23 protein-coding genes are annotated in these 23,071 nt (G+C 51.8%); 15 read left to right on the top strand and 8 right to left on the bottom strand.

Annotated features, from left to right (window positions below; translation table 11 throughout):
• Positions 1 to 5: 5 nt before the first annotated feature.
• Entirely contained in the window at positions 6 to 1,262 is a 1,257-nt protein-coding gene (gene pseG, locus E5E97_RS03590; protein WP_171279880.1) for a UDP-2,4-diacetamido-2,4,6-trideoxy-beta-L-altropyranose hydrolase, read from the bottom strand.
• The gene (pseF, locus tag E5E97_RS03585; protein WP_171279879.1) at positions 1,252 to 1,947 is read right to left on the bottom strand and encodes a pseudaminic acid cytidylyltransferase; all 696 of its coding nucleotides are present in this window, start codon (positions 1,945 to 1,947) and stop codon (positions 1,252 to 1,254) included. The genes pseG and pseF overlap by 11 nt, the downstream gene beginning before the upstream one ends.
• Positions 1,948 to 2,111: 164 nt before the next feature.
• Here pseF and E5E97_RS03580 point away from each other — a divergent pair, with 164 nt between their 5' ends.
• From E5E97_RS03580 to E5E97_RS03515, 15 genes are all read left to right on the top strand, one after another.
• Entirely contained in the window at positions 2,112 to 2,648 is a 537-nt protein-coding gene (locus tag E5E97_RS03580) for a GNAT family N-acetyltransferase (protein ID WP_011707834.1), read from the top strand.
• Positions 2,645 to 2,878, top strand: a complete 234-nt coding sequence (locus tag E5E97_RS03575) for an acyl carrier protein (RefSeq protein WP_011707833.1) — start codon at positions 2,645 to 2,647, stop codon at positions 2,876 to 2,878. Before E5E97_RS03580 ends, E5E97_RS03575 begins: the two co-directional genes overlap by 4 nt.
• Positions 2,878 to 3,627 carry an SDR family NAD(P)-dependent oxidoreductase gene (locus E5E97_RS03570; protein ID WP_171279878.1) on the top strand — a complete coding sequence of 250 codons (750 nt, stop codon included), beginning with the start codon at positions 2,878 to 2,880 and terminating at the stop codon, positions 3,625 to 3,627. The genes E5E97_RS03575 and E5E97_RS03570 overlap by 1 nt, the downstream gene beginning before the upstream one ends.
• The gene (locus tag E5E97_RS03565) at positions 3,627 to 4,997 is read left to right on the top strand and encodes an AMP-binding protein (protein WP_171279877.1); all 1,371 of its coding nucleotides are present in this window, start codon (positions 3,627 to 3,629) and stop codon (positions 4,995 to 4,997) included. Before E5E97_RS03570 ends, E5E97_RS03565 begins: the two co-directional genes overlap by 1 nt.
• On the top strand, positions 4,997 to 6,055 hold the full coding sequence (locus E5E97_RS03560) for an acyl-protein synthetase (RefSeq protein ID WP_171279876.1): 1,059 nt from the start codon (positions 4,997 to 4,999) through the stop codon (positions 6,053 to 6,055). The genes E5E97_RS03565 and E5E97_RS03560 overlap by 1 nt, the downstream gene beginning before the upstream one ends.
• Entirely contained in the window at positions 6,052 to 7,239 is a 1,188-nt protein-coding gene (locus E5E97_RS03555; RefSeq protein WP_171279875.1) for an acyl-CoA reductase, read from the top strand. The genes E5E97_RS03560 and E5E97_RS03555 overlap by 4 nt, the downstream gene beginning before the upstream one ends.
• 170 nt (positions 7,240 to 7,409) lie before the next feature.
• Positions 7,410 to 8,357 (top strand): glycosyltransferase family A protein, encoded by a 948-nt coding sequence (locus E5E97_RS03550; RefSeq protein ID WP_171279874.1) that lies wholly within the window; start codon positions 7,410 to 7,412, stop codon positions 8,355 to 8,357.
• A gap of 34 nt (positions 8,358 to 8,391) precedes the next feature.
• Positions 8,392 to 9,501: a glycosyltransferase gene (locus tag E5E97_RS03545; protein ID WP_118880145.1), complete on the top strand. Its 1,110-nt coding sequence runs from the start codon at positions 8,392 to 8,394 to the stop codon at positions 9,499 to 9,501.
• A gap of 25 nt (positions 9,502 to 9,526) precedes the next feature.
• A complete protein-coding gene (locus E5E97_RS03540; protein WP_118880146.1) occupies positions 9,527 to 10,195 on the top strand; it encodes a methyltransferase domain-containing protein in 669 nt (222 codons plus the stop codon).
• A gap of 76 nt (positions 10,196 to 10,271) precedes the next feature.
• Positions 10,272 to 10,427: a hypothetical protein gene (locus tag E5E97_RS23740; RefSeq protein ID WP_367396482.1), complete on the top strand. Its 156-nt coding sequence runs from the start codon at positions 10,272 to 10,274 to the stop codon at positions 10,425 to 10,427.
• Between the two features lie 261 nt (positions 10,428 to 10,688).
• Positions 10,689 to 11,999, top strand: coding sequence for a glycosyltransferase family A protein (locus E5E97_RS03535; RefSeq protein WP_118880147.1), 1,311 nt, complete (start codon positions 10,689 to 10,691; stop codon positions 11,997 to 11,999).
• Positions 12,000 to 12,068: 69 nt separating this feature from the next.
• A complete protein-coding gene (locus E5E97_RS03530) occupies positions 12,069 to 13,388 on the top strand; it encodes a glycosyltransferase (RefSeq protein ID WP_118880148.1) in 1,320 nt (439 codons plus the stop codon).
• Between the two features lie 17 nt (positions 13,389 to 13,405).
• Positions 13,406 to 14,536 carry a DegT/DnrJ/EryC1/StrS aminotransferase family protein gene (locus E5E97_RS03525; RefSeq protein WP_274382112.1) on the top strand — a complete coding sequence of 377 codons (1,131 nt, stop codon included), beginning with the start codon at positions 13,406 to 13,408 and terminating at the stop codon, positions 14,534 to 14,536.
• Positions 14,520 to 15,053 (top strand): class I SAM-dependent methyltransferase, encoded by a 534-nt coding sequence (locus tag E5E97_RS03520; protein WP_118880150.1) that lies wholly within the window; start codon positions 14,520 to 14,522, stop codon positions 15,051 to 15,053. The genes E5E97_RS03525 and E5E97_RS03520 overlap by 17 nt, the downstream gene beginning before the upstream one ends.
• Positions 15,054 to 15,060: 7 nt before the next feature.
• Complete coding sequence (locus E5E97_RS03515; RefSeq protein WP_118880151.1) at positions 15,061 to 16,323, top strand: ATP-grasp domain-containing protein; 1,263 nt, start codon at positions 15,061 to 15,063, stop codon at positions 16,321 to 16,323.
• A 47-nt stretch (positions 16,324 to 16,370) separates the two neighbouring features.
• Here E5E97_RS03515 and E5E97_RS03510 read toward each other — a convergent pair whose 3' ends face one another.
• The 6 genes from E5E97_RS03510 to E5E97_RS03485 all read right to left on the bottom strand — a co-directional run bounded on the left by E5E97_RS03510 (position 16,371) and on the right by E5E97_RS03485 (position 23,054).
• Positions 16,371 to 17,498 carry a hypothetical protein gene (locus E5E97_RS03510; RefSeq protein ID WP_162901769.1) on the bottom strand — a complete coding sequence of 376 codons (1,128 nt, stop codon included), beginning with the start codon at positions 17,496 to 17,498 and terminating at the stop codon, positions 16,371 to 16,373.
• Positions 17,499 to 17,500: 2 nt separating this feature from the next.
• Entirely contained in the window at positions 17,501 to 18,658 is a 1,158-nt protein-coding gene (gene pseC / locus E5E97_RS03505) for a UDP-4-amino-4,6-dideoxy-N-acetyl-beta-L-altrosamine transaminase (protein ID WP_118880153.1), read from the bottom strand.
• Positions 18,655 to 19,659 carry a UDP-N-acetylglucosamine 4,6-dehydratase (inverting) gene (gene pseB / locus E5E97_RS03500; protein WP_118880154.1) on the bottom strand — a complete coding sequence of 335 codons (1,005 nt, stop codon included), beginning with the start codon at positions 19,657 to 19,659 and terminating at the stop codon, positions 18,655 to 18,657. The genes pseC and pseB overlap by 4 nt, the downstream gene beginning before the upstream one ends.
• A gap of 221 nt (positions 19,660 to 19,880) precedes the next feature.
• The gene (malZ, locus tag E5E97_RS03495) at positions 19,881 to 21,710 is read right to left on the bottom strand and encodes a maltodextrin glucosidase (RefSeq protein WP_171279873.1); all 1,830 of its coding nucleotides are present in this window, start codon (positions 21,708 to 21,710) and stop codon (positions 19,881 to 19,883) included.
• Positions 21,711 to 21,715: 5 nt separating this feature from the next.
• The gene (locus E5E97_RS03490) at positions 21,716 to 22,564 is read right to left on the bottom strand and encodes an HDOD domain-containing protein (protein WP_118880155.1); all 849 of its coding nucleotides are present in this window, start codon (positions 22,562 to 22,564) and stop codon (positions 21,716 to 21,718) included.
• A 70-nt stretch (positions 22,565 to 22,634) separates the two neighbouring features.
• The gene (locus E5E97_RS03485) at positions 22,635 to 23,054 is read right to left on the bottom strand and encodes an META domain-containing protein (RefSeq protein ID WP_016352339.1); all 420 of its coding nucleotides are present in this window, start codon (positions 23,052 to 23,054) and stop codon (positions 22,635 to 22,637) included.
• Between the last annotated feature and the right edge of the window lie 17 nt (positions 23,055 to 23,071).

Below are 23,071 nucleotides of genomic sequence, written 5' to 3'. Positions count from 1 at the left end.
TGTGTTCAGACTCCTGTGCCAAGTTGCCAGCCTTGCGGCGCCGGCTGCCAAGGGGCAGGGGGCGCTATCTGCGGTGGCTCGGCAAGATAGAGGGGAAATTGGGAGAAAATTGTCTGCAAGCGATGTGCCAGCTCTTGCCACTGCGTGGGCTGAAGTGGCCGGGTGGCCTGCCATGTCAGCTGCTGGCCGCTCAGGGTCAGGGTGAGTAGCGGCTGGTCATCATGGCGTAGTTGCCACTGTTGGCCATCTGGTATCAGTTGATAATCGGGTTGTGGTAGCAACCAGGCGGTGAGCCGATCCAGCCCCAGCCCGTCCACCTGCTGCTGGCCGCGGCGGCGGTAGTCGTCTGACTGTTGCTCAAGCCGGTGCAGGGCTTGCAGCAGCCGCTCAGGCTCGGCCAGCTCGCTCAGGGTCAGCCGCTCAGCCAGCTGGAAGCGGGCGATCACCTCGTCGTTGAACTGCTGGTTGTCGACGATGGGCACTGCCAGGGTTGGCAGGCCGAGACAGGCCCGCTCCCAGGTCATGCCGCCGGCGGCGCCGATGGCGAAGTCGTGCCGGCTCATCAGGTCGGCCATCTGGTCGCTCTGGCGCAGCAGCACCAGGTCGAGGTCGGCCAGTTCGGCCACTCTCTGCTCCAGCTCGGGCCAGAAGGAATTGGCGCCGCCCGCCACCAGGGTCCACTGGATAGTGCGGGCCCAGGGCAGCCTGGCCAGGCTGTTGAGGGTGACGAGGCTGGCGCCGGCCGGGTCGGCGCCGCCAAAGCAGACAAGGCCCCGTTGCCACTGACTGGCGTGTTGCCGCGCCAGCTGGCGATAGGCGGGGCGCAGCAGGGCATAGTCGGTGCCCAACAGCAGCCGGCAATCGGATGGGGTGAGGAGCTGGTAATCGGCGGTGCGGCGCAAGGGGCCCTGATCCAGCAGCAGCTGGCAGTGGTGCGGCCGGTCGGCCAGATCATCGATCACCAGCACGCGGCCGCAGTGGGCGGCCAGCTGGGTTTCGAGCCGCCGGTCAATCTGGTAGTGATCGAACACCAGCCAATCCGGCAGCAAGCCAGGCAACGGGCCAGCGTCATCGAGCGTGCTCAGGGGATGATGGTGATGGGGCCGCAGCAACGCCAGCAGGTGCGCCGGCAGATCGTGGCAGAGGAAGTGGCATTCGGCCCCGGCGGCGAGCAGCCGATCGGCGATGGCCAGACAGCGCATCAGGTGGCCCAGCCCGATCTCGGCGCCGGCGTCGAGCCGGAAGGCAACCTTAAACGTCATCTTGGGCCAACACTTGATAGAGCAGTTCGGCCAGGTGCCAATCTTCCGGCGTGTCGATGTCGACCACCCTGTGCCTTGGCAATATGTGGCCAATCCCTTCTCCCCCCACCGGGCTGATGCCTCCCAGCCAGGCCGCGCGACTGCCCCAGTAGAACTGGCCGGCATCCTGATAGGCGGGCTCGAGATCCTGGGAGCGTTTCGCCATCTGCTCCGGCCAGAACGGCGTGACTCGGCCTTGCGCGTCCATGCGTACCGCCCGCTGGATCGGGAAGCCGAATTCGGCCACCGTGTAGACGAAGGGGGCCTGGCTGGCGAGCAGGCGGTTGTGGGCGGCGCGCAGGTCGGCGGCCTGGATCAGCGGCACGGTGGCATAGATGCAGCAGTAGTGCTCTGCCTGGATGCCGAGCTGGTCGAGCCGCTGGATGGTGTCGATCACCACAGGTGTGGTGCCGGTATGGTCATCGGCCAGCGTGGCGCCCCGCAGGAAGGGCACGTCAGCCCCGAGGCGGCGGGCCACCTCGGCGATCTCGGGGTCATCGGTGGAGACCACCACCCGACTGAAACAGCCCGAGTCTCTGGCCGCCTCAATGGCGTAGGCAATCATGGGCAAGCCGCAGAAGGGACGGATGTTCTTGCGGGGAATGCGCTTGCTGCCGCCCCGTGCCGGGATGATGGCGATGGCCATGATGCTCTCTCCCTGAGGAGCCCGACGTGGTCGCCGGGCCGGATAATTGATGACAACTCGTTGATTATTTTTGAGATTATACCGAGTTTTCATCTTATATTATTGAGCTTTGCTACGGAATTGCCCGGCGATGGTCGATAACATGGGCAAGTGATGGGACGTCATTGGTATTGAACATGAGTTATGGTGTCGAATTGCGCCCGCTCCAGCCTTGGGATCTGCCCACTCTGCGACGCTGGCGCAACCAGGACGAGGTGCGGTTGCAGATGGTGGAGCAGGCGCTCATCTCCCCCCGCCAGCAACGGCAGTGGTTCGTCAGCAGCCTGGAACGGCCTGACCAGCAGCACTGGGTGCTCTGGTGCCGTGGCCTGCGGGCCGGCTACGTCAACCTGAAAGGGGAGACGAGGCAATCGCTGCAGGGGCAGCCGGTGGCCGATGCCGGCCTCTATCTGGGCCGCTCCAGCGTGCGCCACCCCATGTTGGCCGTCGCCGCCGCCCTGTCACAGCTCGATCAGGGCTTCGATACCTTTGAGCTCGGCTGCATCCGCACTCTGGTGCGCACCGGCAATGACGCCGCTTTGCGACTCAATGCGCAGCTCGGCTATCGCCAACAGGGGCAACAGGGCGACTTCATCGCCCTCGAACTGCAGCCCGCCGACTATTATGCCGCCCGAGAACGGCTACGGAGATTTTTCAGATGACTACAGCGTTGGAACAGGTTTTTGCCGATGCCCTCGGCATCGACGTCGGCAGTATCAGCGACCAGCTGGCCTACAACAGCATTCCCCAGTGGGACTCTGTCGCCCACATGGGCCTGATCGCCCAGCTGGAGGACTGCTACGGCGTGCTGCTCGATACCGATGACATCATCGACATGAGCTCGGTCGCCAAGGCGCGGGAGATCCTCGCCAAGTACGGGGTCGCCCTCTGATGCAGGGGCTGCTGCAAGGCAAGCGGGTGTTGATCACCGGCGCCGGGCGCGGCATCGGGCTCGCCATTGCCCGGTTGTTTGCCGCGCAGGGGGCCGAGCTGTGGCTGGCGGGGCGTGACGAGGCGGCCCTGAGCCGGCTGGCCGATGAACTCGGCGCCGAGTTCGGCGTGCCTTGTCACTATCTCTGTGTCGACGTGGCGCAGCCGCAGGCAGTCAAGCAGGCCTTTCAGCAGCTGTTTGCCCAGACGCGCCAGCTGGACGTGCTGGTCAACAATGCCGGCATTCTGGAAGAGGGGCTGCTCGGTATGGTCAACCAGGCCCAGCTGGAGCAGACCTTCAGTCACAACACCTTCAGCGTGGTCTATTGCAGCCAGTATGCCGCCCGCCTGATGCAGCGCAGCGGTGGCGGCAGCATCATCAATTTGGCCTCCCTGATGGGGCGGGTCGGTGCCGCCGGCCTTTGCAGCTATGCCGGCAGCAAGGCGGCGGTGATCGGCATCACCCAGTCGCTGGCCAAGGAGCTGGCCGCCAGCCGGATCCGGGTCAATGCCATCGCCCCCGGCTTCATCGACACCGAGATGGCCCACGCCATCCCGGACGACAAGTTTGCCGAGCGGCTCGCCAGCATTGCCATGGGGCGCATCGGCACGCCGGACGAAGTGGCCAAGGTCGCGCTGTTTCTCGCCTCCGACCTGGCAAGCTATGTGACCGGTCAGGTCATCGGCGTGGATGGAGGCATGACGGTCTGATGGATCACGCACACGCACTGCTCGCCCACCTGCGGGAAGACAACCCGGCGCCGGCCTGGCGCGACCCGCAAGAGGGCTGGCTCTCCTACGGCGAGCTGGCACGGCGGGTGGCGCGGCTGGCGGCCAGCTATCCGGACGAGCGCAGCCTGGTCTATCTGCCCTTTTTCACCCGCACCGCCCACCTGCTGCACTATCTTGCCGCGCTCAAGCTGGGGCATGTCGTGATGCTGGCAGACCCGGCCCTCCCAACGAGTCAGCGCGATGCCAGCTGCCGGCAGTTTGACGTGAGCTGGCGGGTCAATGACGCCGGCCAGCTGGAGCGGCTTGCCGCGACGACGCCCGCCCTGCACCCTGCGTTGTCAGTAATGCTGCCGACCTCGGGCAGCACCGGCAGCGCCAAGTGGGTGCGTTTGTCGGGGCGCAATCTGGCAGCCAACGCCACCTCCATCGCCGACTATCTGGCGCTGACGGCGGCCGAGCGGGCCATCACCAGCCTGCCGCTGTATTACTCCTACGGTTTGTCGGTGCTCAACAGCCATCTGCTGGTGGGCGCCTCCCTGGTGCAGCACGAGGGGAGCGTGCTGGAACGCGACTTCTGGCAGCAGGTCGATCTGCACGAGGTGAGCAGCTTTGCCGGGGTGCCCTTTACCTATCAGATGCTGGCCCGGCTGCGCTTTGACTGGGCCCGTTACCCCTCGTTGCAGACCCTGACCCAGGCGGGCGGGCGTCTCGAACCCGCGCTGGCGCAGCAGTTTGCCGAGCAGGCCCTGCGGCTGGATCGGCGCTTCTTCGTCATGTACGGCCAGACCGAGGCCACCGCCCGCATGGCCTGGCTGGCGGCACCCGAGGTGGCCGCCTATCCGGATGCCATCGGCCGCGCTATTCCCGGCGGCCAGTTCGCTTTGCGCGCGCTGGAGGGGGGTAAGCCTGGGGAGGGGGAGCTGGTCTATCGCGGCGACAACGTCATGCTGGGTTACGCCGGTGCGGCTGATGATCTGGCGCTGGGTGCCCAGCTGCAGGAGCTGGCCACCGGCGATCTGGCCCGTTGCGATGAGGCGGGCCGCTACTACATCTGCGGCCGGCTCAGCCGTTTTCTCAAGCTGTTCGGCAAGCGGGTCAGCCTGGCGGAGGTCGAGAGCCAGCTCCATCGTTGGGGCTGGACGGGGGCCTGCGGCGGGCGTGACGACTGCCTGTTGGTGGCCGTCGAGCCTCGCGATGACCAGATGGCCGACGGCTTGCAGCGCGAACTGGCGCAGTGGCTGCAGGCCCCGCCGCGGGCGGTGCAGGTGGTGCAGGTGACGCAACTGCCGCGCACCGCCAATCACAAGATTGACTACGCCGCTCTGGCCAGACTGGCGGGGGAGGCGTGATGGAGCACTTGCTGAGCGCGCCGGTCTTCGCCCTGCCCCAGGCCGCCAAACAGGCGCTGCTGCTGGCGCGGCTCAACGCGCTGACTGCGCACCATCGGGCACACTGCACGGCCTATGACAATGTGCTGCAAGCCTTCGGCTGGACGGCTGCGGCGACCGACTACGATGCGCTGCCCTACCTGGCGGCCCGGCTGTTCAAACTGGCCCAATGGCAGAGCGTGCCACAGAGCGAGGTGTTCAAGGTGCTCACCTCGTCGGGCACCACGGGCTCGCCATCACGGATCGTGCTGGACAGGGAGACCGCCGCCCTGCAGAGCAAGGTGCTGGTGAAGATCCTGCAGGAGTTTGTCGGCAAGCAGCGCCTGCCCATGCTGATGGTGGAGCAGCCCGCCCTTATCCAGAGCCGCAGCGGCTTTTCGGCGCGCGGCGCGGGCGCGCTGGGGCTCTCTTTCCTCGGCCGTGACCACACCTATGCCCTCGACGAGCAGATGCGGCCCAACTGGCCTGTCATCGAGGCCTTCTGTGACAAATATGCCGGCCAGCCGGTGCTGCTGTTCGGCTTCACCTTCATGGTCTGGCAATGCCTGCTGGAGCCGCTGCGCGAGCGCGGCCTGCAACTGCCGCTGACACAGGGCATTTTGTTTCACAGCGGTGGCTGGAAGAAGCTGCAGCACCTGGCAGTGGACAATCCCGCTTTCAAGGCCCGCTGCCGTGACCAGCTGGGGCTGGGCCGGGTACACAACTTCTACGGCATGGTGGAGCAGGTGGGCTCCATCTTCGTCGAGTGCGAGCAGGGTCACCTGCATGCTCCCGTGTTTGCCGATGTACAGGTGCGTGACCCGCTAACCCATCAGCCGCTCGGGATTGGCAGCCCAGGCTTGCTGCAGGTGCTTTCCGCCATTCCCGGCAGTTATCCCGGCCACAGCCTGCTGAGCGAGGATCTTGGCGTGCTGCTGGGAGAGGATGATTGCCCTTGTGGCCGCCATGGCCGTTATTTTCACGTAGCGGGACGCCAGCACGGCGCCGAGGTGAGGGGATGCAGCGACACCTTTCAATGACCCCATCCGGGGCGACCACCGGGCTCTGGCAGGAGGGGCCGGTGGTCAGCTTCGTGGCCCCGACGGCGGGCTGGCAGACTTTCTGCCCGCAGCCCTTGCCCTGCTTTGCCCCCGTCATCTGTGACTTCGTGGCGGCGCTGTCGGCCCGCCTGCAACAGGAGGGGCGTCGTCACCCCGATCTGGCTGCGTTCGGTTTCTGGCTGCGACCGCGTCAGCTGGCCAGAGAGCAGCAACGCTTGCAGGGACGAGGGCCGCTGGGGGTCACTTTTCACCTGGTGCCCTCCAATGTGCCGACGGTGGCCTTCTACTCCTGGTTGATGGCTCTGTTGATGGGCAATCCCTGCGTGGTACGGCTGTCGTCACGCCGCGATCCGCAGCAGGAGGCCATGCTGGCGATCCTCAACGAACTGTTCAGCCTTGGTGAATGGCAAGAGATCGCTGCCCGTACTCGCTTCATTCGCTATGACCACGACGAGGGCATCACCGCCTGGCTGTCGGCGCGCTGCCGGCTGCGTATCATCTGGGGCGGCGACGAGACCATTCGCCAGGTGCGGGCCATTCCCCTGGCCCCTATGGCACAGGAAGTGGTGTTTCCGGATCGCCGCTCGATGGCTGTGCTCGACAGCCGCTGGCTGGCCGGACTGGATCCGCAAGAGTGGCAACGGACGCTGGATGCCTTGCAGCAGGACTGTACCCGTTTCAACCAGCAGGCCTGCGCCTCGCCAACCACCCTCTGCTGGCTGGGCGAACCCGATGAGGGGCTGCGCCGCCGCTTGCTGGAAGCCCTGTTTGCCCCCTTTGCCACCGATCCAGCCTTGGCGATGGAGAGGCTCATCCACAGTCAACAAAATGTCGCCGAGCAGGGGGCAATGAAGGTGACCAGCTTGCCCGGCGTCACCTTATTGACTCCGATCAGCACGCTGCGGCTCGCACACGTCGGAGGAGGTACAGTTGCCGAATTTGTGGCCGATACCATGAATGAGCTGCTGGCACAGCCCTGGGACATGCAGACCTGCGTCTGGGTCGGCGGTGACAGGGCCGGGGTCGAGGCGGCGCTGCCGACTGCCTCCACCTGCCGGATTGACCGGGTGGTGGCGCCGGGACAGGCACTCGCATTCGAATGGCTCTGGGATGGTATCGACATGCTGCAACTGTGCAGTCGTGGCCTCAGCCGACGCGAATAATCGGGTGTGGCTCACATAAATCCAGCAGCTTCAATGGATTAGCTTGGTCAGGCATACCTCTTGCAGTAAAACCTGACAGAGAGGGAGAAGGGTTGACAGGGACCGTGCGGTAGCCTTGCCCATTTTCTCCCATCCGCTTCTTTTCTATTCATTTTCCCTTGGATTTCCCTATGAAAGTCAGCGTATTGGTGCCCGTCTACAATCTGGCGCGCTTCATCGAACCCTGCCTGCTCAGCCTGCTCGAGCAGAAGACGGATTTCGAGTTCGAGGTGATCGCCATCGATGACGGCTCAAGTGATGACTCCTGGTCCATCATGCAGCGGCTGGCAAGGCAGTGGCCGGCCCTGCGGGCTCTGCAAAACAAAAAAAACATAGGGGTGTGCCTGACCATACGTGCTTTGCTGGAACAAGCTCGGGGAATGTATATGGTTTATGTCGATGGAGATGATTTGGCTCTCCCCGGCAAGCTGCAGGCGCTAACCAATTATCTGGATAGGCATCCCGATTGTGGTTTCGTTTATCACGAGGCTGAAGTATTTGATAGCGACTCAAATCGTACCACCTCGCTATTCAGCAGGGATTATTACAACGCGAAATATATCCCTGAGCGAGCGGGTCCGGAACACCTGGTGCAGTACGGACTCTTTTTCAATACCAGTTCCTGTGCTTTCCGTCGTCATGAAAGAATGTTGGATGCAGTGAATCTTGATTGCCATGTAGTGAATGACTACTCCTGGCATATTCTCAATTCATTTTATTTGGGAGGAAGAATAGACCGTATTTCGCAGGTGTATGGGCGTTATAGAGTCCATAGCGGTAGCATTTGTGGAACTATTCGTGCTTCAGATGAACGTCGTAAGCTTGCCTTGCAAGATATGCTGGCCGCATGTGATTTGGCGCGTGAGGCAGGAATGGATGAGCTGTTGGTGAAAAAGGGGAAAAGCCATCTTTGGTTTTCCACTGCGCTGTATTTTTTACGCGCCAGAAACTGGGCGTTGTTTGATTCGTTCATCACGGACTCGGTTCAGTCTCAGTGGTTCTTTGATGAGCGTCATGAATTTGCGTGGCAACATAGAAATGAACCGGAACGAGTATATGAAAAAATTTTTGTAAAATAGACAGCATGTCGCATGAACTTGAACAGGTAACCAAATGAAAAAAACGATCCATGTTGCCTTCTGCATTGATAATGGTTTTGCTATTCATTTAGCTGCTTTGATCCATAGTCTAGGGACGCATCTTAAGCACGATTTTCAGCTAAAATGCCACATTTTAGGTCGACTTAATAAAGAAAATATATCTAAATTATCGTCATTAGTTTCCAATGATTTGAATGTTATATTTCATGAAAATATACCTGACTATAAAAAAATTCCTATCAGTAGCCTCTACAATAATCGATTGAATGAGGTTACTTATTATAGATTTGCCATACCTGAAGTCTTGCATAATGTTGAGAAGGTCTTGTTCATTGATGCAGACATGATTGCGGTGGGGGATATCAGTCCACTTTGGTCGGTAGATATGGGGGGCTCCATTGCTGCCGTAGTATCTGATCATATTTTGGGGGGTGATAAAAAGAAGCAGCAGGAGCGAGGAATATTATCTGGTAGATATTTCAATGCAGGCTTTATTTTGATGGATCTTAGCAAATGGCGGGGAAATAATATCAGTCAGCAGGCGTTGGACCTGCTCATTGATAATAATGGTTTTGAGCATAATGATCAGGATGCCTTAAACATTATTTTGCAGAATAAGGTTCTTTATCTCGATGAGAAGTGGAATGCTCAACCTAATCACATTTTACAAAAGGACATGCTCGTACCCATCCTCGTACATTTCTGTGGTCAGGAAAAACCTTGGCACGCATATTGTGCTCACCCTTTTAAAGATAGTTATCTAGCAAGTAGGGCTGAGACTGAGTATGCAGGTGAGCCACTGCAGGCATATCTTGACCAAGATGATATGGATATTTTGTCTCGTCTTAAAAAAATATTCCCTAATGGAGCATGTATCGCCGTCTGGGGGGCTGGCCAGAGAGGGCGGCGCCTGTGCTATGAAATAATAAATAACATGAATGAATACTCAATAATATATATTGTTGATAAAAATGTGGGTGGTGAGTTTATGGGGATAGAGATAAAGCCACATCTTGTAAAAATAGAAGGCGTTGATGCAGTAATAATTGCTTCAATCCCTTATAGAGATGAAATAACAATGGAAATAAATGCTGTGACAACTTATAAATCAGTAATTATTTAGTTCATGGTACAAAAATGGGGCGAAAATGCAAAAAAAAGAGTGGGCGAAAGGGGTTTTATCTGAAGTGCAATTTTGGTCTTCATGGGTAAGAGAGCGTGGGGGATTGTGGCCACGGGATTTTCTTGACAGACTAGATCCTGATCTTCCTCTGCGTGGGACGCTACATGATCTTGTCAGTTCTTGTGATGGAACTGATATTACTATCCTAGATTGTGGCGCTGGGCCACTCACCATCTTAGGAAAGAAGCATACTAATAAAAGAATAAAAATAACGGCGATAGATGCGTTAGCAGACGAATATCATAAATTTAACTATCCATCTCCTCCTCCGATACTGACAGAACTATGTGAAACAGAACATATACTGGATAGCTTTGCTAAGAATTCATTTGATATTACATATGCTAGGAATACATTGGATCATAGCTATGACCCGATTAGATGTATCATGAATATGATAGAAGTTACTAGACCTGGTGGCTATATATATATTCAGCATTCAGCTAATGAGGCTGAGCATGAGAAGTATAACGGAATGCATCAATGGAATTTTTGTATAGAAAATGGAAGTCTATATGTCTGGAATAAGAGGGAGAGAGTGAATATATGTGATTTAATAAGATGTCTTGTATGTGTAGAAGCAATTTCAGAAAATGGCTCTATACATGTTGATGTGATCTTTAGAAAGCTGTAGTAGTTATCATAAGGGTTCAAGTATGCGCGTATCAATAGTAATTCCATGCTAGCAGCAAGAAGAGTATTTAAACCGGGTGCTCGAATCTATTGATAAGCAGGTTTATCAAGATATAGAAATCATTGTGGTTGATAATGGTTCCCTGAGTCTGGTCTATTCATGGGATGCAATGCTGCATTCTTCATGTAAGAGTCTTGGATTTATGGAGCCTGAATATCGGTGGACGAAGTAATATCTCGAAGGATAATATATCCTTTATCGCGAAACATCATGGATTTGAAGTGATCAGCCAGACGGCAATCAATTGGGAGGGGGAACATAGACTGTATTAGTGTGTTGAAAAGGTTATAAGAGTATATGATGCACTTGTGACTTGCTAAAGTTGTGATCACATAAAGACACATTTAAAGTTACCTATACCAAGAGTGTGTTTTTTGGGGTTATGTAAATATTTGCATATATAAGAGACATGTTGTCCTGAATGGAATAGCCTATGTTAATATCCATAATTATCCCCTGTTACCAACAAGAAATATATCTTTCACGGGCGCTTGACTCTATTAAGCTACAAAATTATTATCCTTTGGAAGTGATCGTTGTTGATGATGGTTCAGTCGAACCGATCACCCTTTCTGTGAGAGAGTATGATTTTCCCATAAAATTGATAAGACAATCAAACCAAGGGCTCTCTGCAGCTAGAAATACTGGAATAAAGCACTCCAAAGGAAAGTTGATAAAATTTCTTGATGCTGATGACACGCTTTTACCTGGATGTTTGACCGCGCAAGCTACATGTATGGGCCAATCATCAGGCGCTATCTGTATAATCGGTTATAAAGAGATTGATGAAGAGAATGATACTCATCGTGATGTATATCCTGCCTTTGGTGATGTCATTCCAGCGCTGATGATTGATAACTTAGCTCCGGTACATTCCTTCTTATTTCACAAGCATGATTTGATAGCAGTGGAGGGTTTCAATACCACAACAAGGACCAATGGGGGATGTGAGGACTATGATCTGATATTTAGAATGGCTCTGAATGATTGCTTTTTTGTCAATTTACATAAGATAGGTGTAGCATATCATCGACGAAGTGGTTCAATGTCAACCAACGTCGAAAAAATGAAAAAAGCAATGTTAGATGTATGGTTATATAATATATTAACTTTGCTAAAATCTCACAATAAAATGCATGAATTATACATTCTTCCCATATTGTCGGGATTGTCATTGAGGTTAGACAACAGACCAATAGCTATACCTTGTGAACTTGAGCTCTTAGTTGCTGAAATTATACGATATCTGGCTCATATAGAGAATGGAATTAACCAGGGAGGATTACAACTCTTGCTTGGTTTGATGCAGAGACATGTGGAATTATCTGCGCTTTCTCAATTTCTGAAATCAATATCAACGCCGACAAGCTCATCTCTTTCTATAAAGCCACAAGAACTGCTTGATTATAGAATGTATCTGCTAGGTACAGGCTATAGGTTTGATGACCAGCGACTATATAAGATATTATCTCTTGCCAAGACACACAATCATCGATTCGCCATATATGGTGCGGGTGATATTGGTTATAGAATTTATAGCCTGCTGCAGACAGTAGATCTTACCCCCGCATTTTTATTAGATCGAAATACAACCAGGTCCGATTATAAGTACAATATCCCTCTATTGCCACCAGATAAAATTAACATTATTAATGTTGATGCCATTATTATTGCATCTGATGCCTATTATCAAGAGATATATGAATTACTGATGTCGATCCGTTCTGATATTGAGGTGGTGTAATGCCAGTAGTTATATATCACTACAATAATAGTGTATTTTTACAAATAGATTTACTATTGGTATAAGCACATGGATAAAGAAAACCATGATATATTTTTCTCGGAGCAATGTGCTCTAGTCTCTGTGCTATGTCTATCATTCAATCATGGGAAATACTTGAGATATGCTCTTGATTCTATCGTCATGCAGGAAACCAATTTCAAGTATGAGGTACTGGTACATGATGATGCTTCCCTGGACAACTCGCAGGAGATTATATCTGAGTATGAGAGTAAGTATCCAAATAAAATAAAAAGTTTGAAAAGAAAAAATAATGTCTACTCTAAAGGAGATTTACTCTCCATTTGGAGATTTTTTGTAGAGAATGCTAATGGTAAATTCTATGCATTTTGTGAGGGTGATGATTATTGGTGCTCTAGACATAAGCTTCAAGAGCAGATATCAGCCTTAGCTATGAGTGACGGTTGTGATCTGTCATTTCATCCCACAACAAGACTTGATACAAAGACTGGAAATATCTGTGGAGTTTATGGAAGTTATGATGATAATGTCAATGTTGGTTTTATTCCATTCTCTTTGTTAGGTGAGCTATTCATATCCAGTACTATACATATATCATCGATTATTGTCAGAGCATCCACATTTTCTATGTTTTATGACTTTTTCATTCAACATCCATGGCTTGATGTTGGCGATTACTTCATAAAACTAATGAGTCTCTCTGCTGGGGCAGTCTACTTAAACGAATCTATGTCTGTTTATAGAGAGTCGGTTACAGGATCGTGGACGTCTAATAGAAATAATAACGTGCCACTACAACTATTACACTGTATAAAAATGTTGGCCGCATCAAAAGATATAATGAAGTTACATAACCAAAAATACCATGTACTTGGTCATCGTCATCTTCAAAGATATACTTTGGAACTCCACACTCTTTTGTATGGAATTCAAGAGAAAAGCTATACTGAAAGTTTTTATTCCGGTTTGAAGAGGCAAATAGACTGTGAGCTGGAAAATAGATCGTTGAAAAGAATAATTTACTATGGTGCGGGTAGTATATTTAATTCAATAATAAATTTTGCTGGTGTAAATATTGCTATTGACAAAGGTGTTGTTATGGTAATAGATAATGGGAAAGTGGTCTCTAAGACACCAATTGAGGATTACTTATTTCAGTTTGATGACGTGATTATTATAACACCTTTGTTCAGAGGTTGGTCAATTCGTGATGAACTGATGACAAATTGGGCGCCTAGCTGTCACTATATTGTTCTAGATGATTTACTCTCAGTTAATTTTGTAAACGATACTATCTTTTCTTCGGCAAAAGAATATCTTCGTATAGGACTAAAAATGGAAAGTGTATCAAATTTATCGATGTACTAGTTTTAGGAGAGTCACTGATGAAGATAATTCCCGTAACAAAACCATATTTACCTCCTTTAGAAAAGTTTGTCCCATATCTGGAGAAAATATGGGATAATCACCAATTAACAAATAATGGTCCTTTCCATCAACAGTTGGAAACAGCTCTTTGTGATTTTCTAGGTGTTGAACATCTATCTCTTTTTACAAATGGTACCTTGGCCTTGGTTACTGCACTACAGGCTTTGAGAGTGAAAGGGGAGGTGATTACAACACCATACTCATTTGTCGCAACCAGTCATGCATTAATATGGAATAATCTAACCCCTGTGTTTGTTGATGTTAAACCTGGTACTTTTAACATTGATCCAGACAGAATCGAAGAAGCAATCACACCAAATACAACAGCTATTCTGCCTGTGCACTGCTATTCAACACCTTGTGATATAGATAAAATACAAAACATAGCAGATAACTATGGTCTACATGTAATCTATGATGCTGCCCATGCGTTTGGTACTCTATTCCAAGGAGAGAGCATCTTGAAGCATGGCGATATGTCGGTTCTTAGCTTTCATGCAACAAAAGTATTCAATACTTTTGAAGGCGGCGCCATCATATCCTCATCTTCAAAACTAAAAAAGCGCGTAGATTATCTGAAAAATTTTGGCTTTGCGGATGAGGTCACGATTGTTGCTCCTGGCATAAATGCGAAGATGAGTGAGGTCAATGCTGCATTTGGTTTGTTGCAACTAGAATATGTTAGTGATGCACTGCAGCAACGTAAAGAAGCATTCTTAAAATATTGTAAAGCATTAAATCAGGTTGAAGGGATTACCGTACCTTTACATGGAATGGAAGAACAAATCAATTATTCTTATTTTCCTGTCATCGTGAATGACCGTTATGCCGTGAGTCGAGATACTCTGTATGAAAGGCTAAAAGCTGAGGGAATACATGCTAGGCGATATTTTTATCCATTGATTAGTAATATGCCAATGTATAAAAGCATACCATCTTCATCACCAGCAAACCTCCCATTTGCAAATGAGTTATCAGATAGGGTTATATGCCTACCATTGTACCCTGGTATCGGTGATCATGATCTTGATAGAATCATTGCCCTTGTTAAATCTGGGGTAGGAGGCGTACATGAAAAAAATATCTGAGTTTGACATACATGCTTATAATATTATCAGAGAAAGTGTCAGTTCCTTTCTGAAGGAGCAAGCTGATAAACTAGATTCACCGAATGTTATGCTACTTGATATTGCCCCCCAAGATCACTTAGGTGCAGCAGAACATTTCTTAAAGGCAAAAATAGAAACTGCAGACTTGAATAAAGATGCGAATGCTACCTATACAATTGACATTACAAATAACAACTCAGAAATTATTCCCAATGACAGTTTTGATATCGTTGTATGTACCGAGGTGTTGGAGCATACATTGAATCCATTTTCCGCTATTTCAGAGATTTATAGAATTCTGAAAAAAGATGGTATATTACTACTAACGACTCCTTTTAATTTTAGAATACATGGCCCGTTACCTGACTGTTGGCGATTTACTGAGCATGGAATAAATGCTCTATTAAAAGAGTTTACATCCATAAGTATCACCTCAGTTGAGGATGATATGCGCTTCCTGATGCCATATCATTACACAACCATAGCCATAAAGTGAGCCCATTATGACAAAGGTTTTGGTATTCCCATGTGGTTCTGAAATAGGCTTGGAAGTACAGCGTGCGCTAGGTAAATCTGTTCATTTTACTTTGATTGGTGGTAGTAGCTGCCAAGATCATGGTCGATATTCATATTCCAACTACATAGGTGATATGCCTTATGTAAGTGAGCCAGATTTTATTGAAAAACTAAATGAAATAATAATAGATGAAGATATAAAATATATAATCCCTGCTCATGATGCTGTATTAACATTTTTGTCTGAAAATCAAGAAATTGTGCATGCTGATATCGTCTCCTCCATCTCAGAGACCTGTATTTTATGCCGCTCTAAAAAAGCAACATACGAATACCTATCATCATTAATAAAGACACCACGTATTTATATTGATGATATACCAGAGCAGTTCCCTATATTTATGAAGCCTGATGTGGGGCAGGGTTCAAAAGGAACCAGAATTATTAATAATTCCAAGGAAATGAGCTTTTTCAAGGAATTAGAGCCTGATGCATTGATGTTAGAATATCTCCCGGGGAAAGAATATACCGTCGATTGTTTTACAGATCGCCATGGTAGCTTGAAAGTCTGCTCGGCGCGTGATAGGGGGCGAATTGCAAACGGTATATCTGTGAACACCAAGTTGATCCACAGGCGAGATTTTTTAGAGATTGCAAATATTATCAATGATGCGCTCAAGCTACGGGGTGCTTGGTTTTACCAAGTAAAAGAGAATGCTAAAGAAGAGTTAGTGTTACTTGAGGTTGCTCCGAGAATAGCTGGAACTAGTGCTATTACGGGTGTGAATGGTGCTAATCTTATTGAATTAGCATTGTATGACAGAATGGGTATCGATATTGAAATTTACTGTAACAATCTAGATGTTGAAGTTGATCGTTCGTTATCCTCCAAAATACTGATAAATAATGATTTCGAACATATATATTTAGACTTCGACGAAACTCTTAGCATTGATAATTTGGTCAATTGCGAAGTGATTGCGTTTATATATAAAATGAAGAATGAAAATAAGAAAATATATCTTATCACTAAGCATCATGGAGATATATTTGCAGCCCTTGATAATTTGAAAATATGTCATAGACTCTTCGATGATATCATTCATTTAAATGATTCAGATAACAAAGCGGATTATATTGAACATATCTCATCTATATTTATTGATGATTCTTTTAGTGAACGTAATAATATTTCAAAAAGACTCGGGATACCTTCATTTTCAGTTGATGTAGTTGGGATGCTTATCTGAAATTTAAAGACGCGGTGACTAATTTCACCGCAATCAACAGGAAGATTTTAAATGTCAATGAATGAAAATATCTTCTCTTGCTGATTTTTATAACTACACATATTTGAGAAGTATTTTCTGCATTCCTCTCCCCACCGGAATAAATTTTCTCTATCTTCATCCATAGTCTTTATCAAATCAAGAATATAAGTTGTATTTAAAAGATCAAAGATTACTAGAGATCTACTTGGAATATCGTAATGATGCTGTATTTTGTTAGGATCGGTGGTTGCCAATAAAACACCAGTCAATGCAGCTTCTATTCCTAGTGGCCATCCATTAAATGCAACGCCGGTATCAATACTGACTAAAATATCGACATGTCTATAATAGAACTCCATCAGTTCCATCATTGGCATGGGCTGATAAATAGTAACACCTTCGTTTGCAAATGGGTAGTTACCAATTGCAATGAAGTTTACAGAGTTGGATGGATATTTTTTAGAAAATTCATTTGCTATTTTATGATATATGCTTGCTCCCTTCTCAATGGAATGACCTAGGCTCGCAAAGGCGACTGTGAGTTGTCCACCATGCTTTGCGGATTTCTTATATGGATAAATATCTGTTTTAGTAAAAAAAGTTCCTCCTAAACATTCTAAATAATCAGTGATGCCTTCACTCTCCAGTAGTGAACTGGTTTTGGGATTTGTTGATATCAATTTTACCGAACGTGGGAGATCATGTTGCATAGATTTTGTCCCAGAAAAACCACCACCTGGATATAGGTGGATTGCTTGTTTCTCTCTGGGATATTCAATCAGTCGATTGAATTCACGATAGCAATGAAGGAATATATGATAGATGAGGTCATACTCATTTATATCAAAGCTAGAGTTTTTTGTAAAAACGTAGCTTGCCGGAAATTTTCCATTCCACTTGGTACCATCAACTTTTGTATTGTATTCGTTGAGATTATTATATTTTGGATCGAATATCAGTATGTTGTATCCTTCATAACCTAAAATATCCTTCATCTCTTCAAAATCTATGTTGTATGTTATTCCTGCAAAGCCATCTATTTTGAAGACCATTATGTCGGCATTTTTCTCCTTTATAAACGAGGCTGTTTCACATATTCGCCATAGAGATAGTTTGGTTGGAAATACAACATCAGTGACTAACGTTTTCTTCATGATTATTTATCTATAGCGGAGTTATTAATTAGGAATAAGATCGCATGAATTATCGAGTCTTGTTCTTGTGGCATTAAGTTTGGATATAGTGGGATGGATATTACACTAGAGCTGAAGGCGTCACTCTGTTTCAACCTTGGAGTAGGATGAATCAGGTGGTATGGCTGAGATGATATGGAAATGTAATGAACATTGGCAAGAATACCCATTTTTTGTAGATCTTTAACAAATTTTCTACGGATAGCTGGATCAATTTTCATTACAAAGAGATGTCTAGCACTAGATCTATATGTTCTTGTCTCGATGTGTTGAATGCCAACAGCATGAAGTTCTTTCTGGTACCGTGTCGCGAGGATATTGCGCAGGAGCAGAAACTCTTCTAAGCGAGCCATTTGGCTCAACCCCAATGCAGCATGAATATCGGTCATCCGGTAGTTGAAGCCCAGCATTTGCTGCTCATAGTACCAGGGGCCGTCCGGCTCATTGATGAAGTCTTCCGGATCCCGGGTGATGCCGTGACTGCGCAACATGCTCATGGTTTTGGCAAGCGCAGGGTCATTGGTCATCGCCATGCCGCCCTCGCCGGTGGTGATGATCTTCACCGGGTGGAAGCTGAAGACGGTGATGTCACTGTAGCGGCAGTTGCCGGTGGGTTCACCGTGATAGCGGGCACCGAGGGCATGACAGGCATCCTCGATGATCCGAAAACCGTACTCTTGTCCCAGGCGATGGATCTCCTGCATATCGCAGGGCAGGCCCGCGAAGTGTACCGGGATGACCACCTTGGGCAGACATCCTTGAGCCTTGGCTGCTACTAGCTTGCGCTCCAACTCCATGGCGCACATGTTGCCGGTATCGGGCTCGATGTCGACGAAATCGACTTGGGCTCCGCAATAGAGAGCGCAGTTGGCCGAGGCGACAAAGCTGATGGGGGAGGTCCAGACCCAGTCACCCGGGCCGACACCCAGTGCCAGACAGGCGATATGCAGGGCGGCCGTACCTGAGTTGACCGCCACCCCGAAGCGGGCATCACAGTAATCCGCTACTGTCTGTTCGAAGCGCGGCACCACGGGCCCCTGGGTCAGAAAATCGGACCTTAATACTTCGACCACGGCTTCGATATCCGCTTCGCTGATCGACTGTCTGCCGTATGGGATCATTCCATTACCACCTTGCTGTTCAATTCTTTCAGCTGTTCAACCGTCAGGAAATCCTCGTTGTCACGGGAGTTGTACTCGAATCCCTGAGCCACCATAGTTCCCTTCTCACCTGAGGCGGTGACAGAGAAGTCATTGTTGCGATTGTTGAAGTTGATGGTCGGTCCGATGATGAAGAAGTCGTCGAACTCGAAGGTGTGGTAGGAGTCGTCACAAGGGCACATCACTTCATGCAGTTTTTCACCCGGGCGGATGCCGATGATCTCCTGGTCCAGCTGAGGGGCCATGGCGGTAGCCAGGTCGGTGATCCGCACTGAGGGCAGCTTGGGCACGAAAATCTCACCCCCCTTCATGCGCGGGAAGTTGTTCATCACGAAGTCCACCCCCTGCTGCAGGGTGATCCAGAAACGAGTCATCTCGGTGTGAGTGATGGGGAGGGTGGTGGCGCCCTGATCGATCCGTTTCTGGAAGAAGGGCACCACAGAACCGCGCGACCCCACCACGTTGCCGTAGCGCACCACCGCAAAACGGGTTGGATCCTGGCCGGCGATGTTGTTGGCTGCGACGAACAGCTTGTCAGAGGCCAGCTTGGTGGCGCCATACAGGTTGATGGGGTTGGCGGCCTTGTCGGTGGAGAGGGCGATCACCTTCTTGACCTGATTGAGCAGGGCGGCCTGAATGACGTTCTCGGCCCCGTGGATATTGGTCTTGATGCACTCCATGGGGTTATATTCGGCGGCTGGCACCTGCTTTAGCGCCGCCGCATGCACCACATAGTCGACCCCGCGCATCGCCATGGTGAGCCGATTGGCATCCCGCACGTCGCCGATGAAATAGCGCATGCAGGGGGCATTGAAGACCTGCTGCATCTCGAACTGTTTCAGCTCGTCGCGGGAGTAGATGATCAGCCGTTTCGGCTTGTATCGTTCCAGCACTGTTTTGACCAGCATTTTGCCAAACGAGCCAGTGCCGCCGGTAATCAATAGGGTTTTATTGTCGAACATGACGGATTCTCGCTAGTGATGCCAAGTGACAAGCAATTTATGTGCCTTGGGCCAGTTTAGCCGAAAAGGGTCGGAAGCGGTCTTGTATGATGCCAGTTTTATTCCACTCTGAGGGAACTAACTAGATGATTCATAGAGAAATCCAACCCAGCTCAAACAACTTTATGCGATCTCGGGGGCTTTAACAAAAAGCGGAACACAGGGTTCCGCTTTTTTGACGCCTAGCTGGAGAGCAGCACTCTGGCCGAGTTGGCGGGGATGGTTAGCTGCACCTCGCCCTGTACCACTTCGAATTTGTCGCCGTTGAAGGCGTCGGTGAAGCGGCTGGCGGGACTGGCGGTCTGCCACAGGGGCAGGCTGATGGTGCGCGGCTCGCTGGGGTGACGGTTGCAGGCTACCACCACCTGATCGCTTTGCAGGGTGCGGGCGAACACATAGCTGTGCGGGCCAGCATAGAGGGTCTGGATGTCGCCGCGGCGCAGGGCCGGACGTTGCCGGCGGATCTGGATCAACCGGCGGTAGTGGTCGTGCAGCACGTGATCCCAGGCGGTGGTCTCCCACGGGAAGCAGCGGCGGCAGTCCGGATCGTTGCCACCGGAGAGTCCCACCTCGTCGCCGTAGTAGATGGACGGCACGCCGATGTAGGTGAGCAGCAGGGTGGCCGCGAGCCGCATCCGCTGCTTGTCTTCCCCCAGCAGGTGGAGGAAGCGGGCGGTGTCGTGGCTGTCCAGCAGGTTGAACTGGGCTAGCTGGTTCTTGAACGGGATGTGGGCCCGCGCCAGCTTGAGCCAGCGATCCAGCTCTTCGGCGCTGATCTTGATGGGGTGGTAGGCGATGTCCTGCCCTGCCAGGAAGGCACGAATAGGGTGGGCGAAGCCGTAGTAGTTCATGGCGCCGTCCTCCTGATCCCCTTGCAGCCACTGGCTCGCCTCGAAGAAGTGCTCGCCCAGCACGTAGGCGTCCGGGTTCTCCTGCTTCACCGCGCCGCGAATGGCGCGCACGTGGCCGCGGTTGCCCTCGGCGGTGCCGCGCTCCCCCAGCATGTGGATGACGTCGAAGCGCCAGCCGTCGATCTGGTAGGGGGCGCGCATCCAGTAGCGCAGGATGGCATCGTCGGCGCGATAGACGGCGTCCTGCAACTGTTCGCTGGAGAAGTCGAGCTTGGGCAGGCTGCGGATGCCCTTCCAGCTGACATAATCCCCTTCGTTGTCAAAGGTGTAGAAGCTGCGCCACGGTGAGTCCGGGTTGCTCTGGGCACCCAGTGGGGGGCAGAACCAGGGGGGCTCGGTCGAGGTGTGGTTGACCACCGCATCCAGGATGATCTTCATGCCGCGCTGGTGCAGGTTGCGGGTCAGCTCGGCAAACTGGGCGTTGGTACCCAGATGCGCATCCACCTTGAAGTAGTCCTGGGTGTCGTACTTGTGGTTGCTCGGCGAATCGAAGATGGGGTTGAGATAGAGCGCCGTCACCCCGAGAGATTGCAGGTAGTGCAGCTTGGCGTCGATGCCCGCCAGGTCGCCACCGTAGAATTCGCAGGCGCCGTGGCCCTCTTCGTGGCGGCTGACCGGCTCGCCCCACGCCTTGCTGATCACCGCCTTGCCACGGTACTCGTACTCGTGATGTTTGACGCTGAGCGACGGATCGCCGTTGCAGAAGCGATCGGGGAAGATCTGGTAGAACACCTGGTCCTGCACCCAGGCCGGTGGCTGGTGCAGGCTGTTGAAGCGAAAATGCTGCTCGCGCGGCGGCATGGCGGCACTGACGCCGGCCCCGTGCAGCCACCACTGCTCCTCATCGGTGAGACACTTGAAGCAGTAGAGGTGAATGTCCTGCCCCTTGATGAGCGGCAGGGTCGCCTGCCATACCTGCAGCCGGTCGCGGGTGGAGACCGCCGTCATCGGGATCAGGTACTCCTCGTTGTCCGGCTCGTGGCGCAGCCACACCTCGCGGATCGGGGCATCCAGCTCGCTGAACAGGGTCAGTTGCAGGGCATCGGCGCTCTCTTTGAACCAGGGCGCCACCTGGGGATGAAACAGAAATGGATGGGTCATGATGCTTATTGAGTCAGAAGGTCGGCGAGGGCATTGCCCTGTTCATGCAAGGTTTCGAGCTGGCATGCGAGCGACTTGGGATCCAGCCCCAGCTGGTCAGCCAGTGGCTTGGGAAAGCGGGCGATGATGGCCTGGGCCGGCACTCCCGCGTTCCAGGCGAAGGAGATGAAGACCGCCAGGCGGATCAGCACCGCCTCCTTGCTGACCGGATCGTGGGAGAGGGGATCCAGCTGCTGGGAGATGGCATCGACGAAGGCCTCGGAGAGGTTCCAGCGCCGTGCCAGCTCGGCGCCGAGCTGAGCGTAGTCGTACCCCAGCATCTCGCGCTGGGCCTCGACCCGGCTGCTCCCCTTCTGGATCGCCAGACTGATGAGCTCCGCCTCTTCCGGTAGGGTGCTCTGGATCAGCAGTTCGCCGATGTTGTGGATGAGGGCGCAGGTGAAGGCGGTCTCGGGGTCGAGCACCTTGGCCTCCTGGGCCAGGGTCTTGGCGATGGTGGCTACCTGGAAGGTCTCGGTCCAGAACTTGTTCTTGTCGAAGCTGGGAGGCGCCTTGAAGCTGCCGATGATGCCGGAGGCGACCACCACAGAGCGCAGCCGGTTGAAACCGAGGCGGATCACCGCCTGTTCGATGGAGGTGACTTCGTTGCCGCGGCGCAGGGCGGCCGAGTTGGCCATTCGCAGCACCTTGACGCTGATCACCTGGTCCATGGCGATCTTGGCCGCAATCTCGTCGATGCGGGCATTTTCATCGCTGAAGCTCTGCATCAACTCATGCAGCAGTTGCGGGATAGTGGGGAGTTGTTTGATCTTGTCAAACAGACGGTCCATCGACATGGCTGAGGCAGCCTCCATTGCGAGCACTGCCTCATATTGTGCCACAGGCGGGGCACATGTTCCTGTTTGTGATGCCGGTTTGTGAGCCCTAGAGCACCCAGTCGCGCAGGGTGTATTCCAAACGATGCCGTTTGCCCTGCAGGATCAGGGTCTGGGTAGTGCCGTCCAGGGTGGCCCCTTCGGTGAGGGTGGTCAGTACCGCCTGCTCCACCGCATCGAGCGGAGCCAGACAGGCCATCTCGGTGCTGCCCAGACTGGTCACCCAGAACTTGTTCCCCTCGAGGTGGCCCTGACCGAAGTAGCGATTGCAACCGGCGATGCCGTTGACGGTGAAGTGCTCACCTATCTCGAAATCGGGTGGGTTGTCTCGCGGCGCGGCAACGGGCTGGCCATCCAGCTTGTCGAGCACCCAGTGGTGGTGCTGCAGGTCTTGCGAGGCGAAGCGGGGAGTACTGCTGCAGGCGCTGAGCAGAAGCAGGGCGAGCAGCAGTAGCAAGAATCTGGGCATGAAAGGGCTCCGGTAGT

Source organism: Aeromonas sp. 2692-1 (assembly GCF_013085505.1).
Taxonomy (GTDB): Bacteria; Pseudomonadota; Gammaproteobacteria; order Enterobacterales; family Aeromonadaceae; genus Aeromonas; species Aeromonas hydrophila.
The sequence above is the reverse complement of the archived record's forward strand: the minus strand, read 5'-3'. Positions and strand labels throughout refer to the sequence as shown.